The organism is Microvirga tunisiensis, from assembly GCF_009296175.1.
Taxonomy (GTDB): Bacteria; Pseudomonadota; Alphaproteobacteria; order Rhizobiales; family Beijerinckiaceae; genus Microvirga; species Microvirga tunisiensis.
The window spans coordinates 1-3,627 of the sequence record NZ_VOSK01000499.1 but is presented as its reverse complement, the minus strand read 5'-3'; the positions used below and the strand labels follow the sequence as shown (position 1 = coordinate 3,627).

Annotated in this window: 3 protein-coding genes and 1 pseudogene; all 4 read right to left on the bottom strand. The window is 57.8% G+C overall.

The genetic code is table 11. The features are described 5' to 3' along the window. Positions 1-90 precede the first annotated feature (90 nt). The gene (locus FS320_RS51230) at positions 91-432 is read right to left on the bottom strand and encodes a GAP1-N1 domain-containing protein (protein ID WP_420846838.1); all 342 of its coding nucleotides are present in this window, start codon (positions 430-432) and stop codon (positions 91-93) included. Continuing rightward, positions 429-1,322, bottom strand: a pseudogene (locus FS320_RS49195) (TRAFAC clade GTPase domain-containing protein). Before FS320_RS49195 ends, FS320_RS51230 begins: the two are co-directional and overlap by 4 nt. Before the next feature lie 2 nt (positions 1,323-1,324). Next, positions 1,325-2,353 carry a TRAFAC clade GTPase domain-containing protein gene (locus tag FS320_RS40110; RefSeq protein ID WP_152718026.1) on the bottom strand — a complete coding sequence of 343 codons (1,029 nt, stop codon included), beginning with the start codon at positions 2,351-2,353 and terminating at the stop codon, positions 1,325-1,327. A 45-nt stretch (positions 2,354-2,398) separates the two neighbouring features. Beyond that, entirely contained in the window at positions 2,399-3,475 is a 1,077-nt protein-coding gene (locus FS320_RS40105) for a GTPase-associated system all-helical protein GASH (RefSeq protein ID WP_152718025.1), read from the bottom strand. Positions 3,476-3,627 lie beyond the last annotated feature (152 nt).

The following is a 3,627-nucleotide window of genomic DNA, read 5'->3' as shown; positions in this document are numbered from 1 at the left end:
CCCCCGCGTCCTGCTCCCGCAAAATTCCAATAATCTGCTCTTCCGTGAACCGTGAACGCTTCATTGTCCGTCCTTGTGAGGGGCCGGACTCTAACTCAACGTGGAGGAAAATTTCAGCGGCAGGTCAATGCCTCTCGCTGATATACCCTCCCTCCAAGCATTGCTCGGAACAAAGATCGTATGGGTCAACACGCACCCTTCGCGCGGAGCCTCGCGGTCCATCCACGTTTGAGAAAATGCATAGTAGTCCCCGCTAGGGAGCGGATAGACTGTTAAGTAGGCTGGAATGTCATCCTTAACGGGTAAACCAGACAGATCACTGAGGTAGGCGACAGCCTCTTCGTCTATCGGATTCAGCTCAAAACTAGCGGCAAGCTTCTGGTGACCGCGGCGGTAGCCGTGAACCGCCTGTTGAAGAGCAACACTGGTCATTTTCCTGGGGGCCCCACAGCGTCAAGGGCCCAAGCGACTGGAAGCGCGAGATCATGGCTCTCACGGGGCATTCCTTCAAGTTCGTGCCAGACTGATCCCCAGGTGAGAGGATCCATCGTATTAAGGAACCTTTCACGAAAGTAAGGCTCATCGTTCAGGTCGCCACCGACGACCGAAACTCCAAAGCACGCCGTCTCGATCCTGTGCTTATTGCTTTCCAGGTAATCTGCGAGCAGCCTAAACTCCTGCTTCAGATAAGCGGAGGGGCCTTCCTCCTGTTCAGATTGCGAAAGCCGGTCCCATGCCGACACCACGATGCCGATCCTTGGCTTGCGCGAGACACCGGCCAATTGCCTGAACATGCCGACAATGGTCTGAATTTAGTCAACAATAACAACCTGGGTGGGTGCTTCCTCAGGGGTAACATCCTTTGAGATGTTCGGATCTAGGTTGGCTCTGTTACCGCCGAAGTAGCGTTGGACCGTCTGCCAATCCAGCTGCGGAACATTGAGGGGTGAGTGGGCGCGCACGAAAACAAGGAACGAGGTGTCCTTTGTGAAGTAGGTAGCCCAGTCGGCAGGCCACCTACGGTCATTATAGATCCGCATCCACTCTTCGCCTGCGATATCCGGAACCAGCAGCGAGAACGGCTCATCCCTGACAGTGAGAGGAATTTCGCAGAGCGCACCAATTCGCTGGAGAGTCCGCCCCGCAAAATGACCACCCAGCAGCGCATCGGCGCCACGATTGAGATATTCGAGGTCGTCGGGCAGTCCAAGGGGCTTGATGCTCCTCTCCTTGTTGTCACGAACAGCCAACCAAAAGCGCATCAGATAGTTGGTCTTGCCAACCTCTGGACCTCCGACCAAGAGCACCGTGCGGCCGCCCATCATTATCGTGCCTCTCCACGAGTGACGGGCGCCCACCCGAAGAAGCGCGCAGGCCTTGCGCTGACCTCAGGCCGAGTGCCGGAATATGCAGCGTTGGGGGATGACGCTAATACTGTCATGAGGGACTCGACAACGCCTGCTCCCGAGCAAACTTCTTCCACCCCTGAAAAGGAAGAGATGACGGCGCCATGGGCTTGAAACCCGCTTCGTCTAGCGTGTTGAACAATGTCGTCGAGCGCGGGCGGAGTGGTCATGCCGATTTGATCGCCCTTTGTTGCTAAGACGGCTATCGGGCACCGGTTTGGGACAATGGCTGAGATTCTGTCGATCAGGATCTTGTGCTGGTTCAAGGTTTGCCCTCGCCGCAGCCGATCCAAGAGAGTTGGACCATCGATCAGGATCAGGATCCCATCGGACCTGTCGATGAAACGTAGGCGATCCGCATTTCGGGCGTTGTCGATAAGAGTGGTGGTCCACTCGCCGGGTAGGTCAGATAGAAACAGGCGCATTCGGCGCTCCTGTCCAATCCGATGTAAGTCTAAGTGCATAAAGCCAGCACCGCGATCAACCTCGTACTGGGTGCGGTACGTCATGCGATCGGGAACTTTGCCCTTCTCCCAGTTCCTGCTCTTGCGCGTTCGGGCCTCAAAGCCTGGCAGCGTCAAGCTGCCGGCGAATCTGTATCCATGGGCCTCAAGATCACCGGAGGCCGCCATGCAGTAGAGGGAGCAAAGGAAACTCGTCTTGCCTGCATCTCCCGCTCCCAGGATCGTAATGACATGGCCATAATCTTCGTCCATGAGCGGCTGCAAATCCGGCATGCCCAGCTCCATACCGGGATGGAGTCTGTGATCTCCTGACTTCGCGACACGCGGCTCTTCGTCTTGAAGCTCGGATTCTGGACGAAGCGCTAGAGCGGTCTGCTTATCGATTTCACCTTCCAGGTCTCCAAGAGAGGCTGGCTGCGCAACCGTCGAAGCCATATCGCACGGCTCTGACCCACCGGTGCGCTTGCAGATCTCGGCTTCCAAGATCAGGCACCCATCTTCTGAACAGGAGATTGCTTTAGTCACAACTCAGCGCCCCGATTTGGGTCGGACCGCTGCGCGCAGCAACGACCTTTCTGCAAAAACCTGCGCAGCAAGCATGCTTCCGCTGGAGTTGGCGTCAGGGCTCCATCCGGTGATCAGGGAGTTGAAGTCCGGTATTCCTCCCGCCTGCTCGCGGCGTGTCGCTACAAGACTGATAGGGAAAACGACTGGATGACGCTGAACGAAGTCTTTATCGCCCGCAGCCGGGGTGACTAGCGCCCACGCTTCCTCAGAAATCTCTTCAAGGAGGGTGGCCAATGGTTTCTCTTCATTCCCTGCCGGCACGATGCGCATCATCCTTGAAGCAATGGCAGTCATTCCTAGCGTGGCGGGGGGGCTCACAATCTCTGCAAGCTCAACACCGGCCGTGACCGATGCCGCGGCTGGGTTGAGATCCGCGTAGGGTTTCATCAACTTGTACGAGTACTCACCAAAGACCCACCAAAGTGCCTCAAGCTCCTCACGGTCTTTGGAGGCATCCTCCTCCACTTCCCGGAGGGCTTCGCCGACGACCTTGCGCCAGTCGGCCGTCTGATCGGCAGCAGCTTCGGCGAAATGCTTAGAGGGAGACCCTTTTCGTTCTCTCCTGCGAACATCGAAGGTGTTGAGCACCTGCTCTGCCGACTCAAGAAGACCCCTCATCCGTGTCGCGGCGAACGCCCCTGTTGGCGGTGCCCTGTGCCGCAGAGCCGCAGTGACGGCGCCTGCCAGAAGGGCGATGCTGCCCTGCCGGCTTTGCCGTGTTCCAAGTGAACCGCCGAGCGCTTGGTCGACTGCGAAGGCGGAGAGGATCCGTGGATCCAATGCCAACGACAGCGCATCCTTGTCCGCTGTTGGCTGCTGCTCCTCGATTGCCTGGATCGCAACAGGAAGGGCCGCATTAGACGAGATCCCCGGGCTTCCGAAGGTTTCGACCGCGAGCGACACAATTTCCAACGGGATGGCGTTGGCTCCGGTGAGGCGTGAAGTCAGCTTCTCAGCCGAGAGCCGCCTTTTGGTGAGACGGTCGTCATCGAGCTCGGGATCAGACAGGCGATACCAATCGCCGATGGTGGCAGGCATCCTTAGACCTCACGGATAAATGGATTAGTACTACAGCCGGGGCTTGTGCGTTGTCTTAGACACGGAGGTGTCGCGCCATGACAGACGCAAGCGAGGCCCACCGCTGGGCCGATCAGTTGGACGATCTCGTCACCCGCATTGCTCCCCGCTTC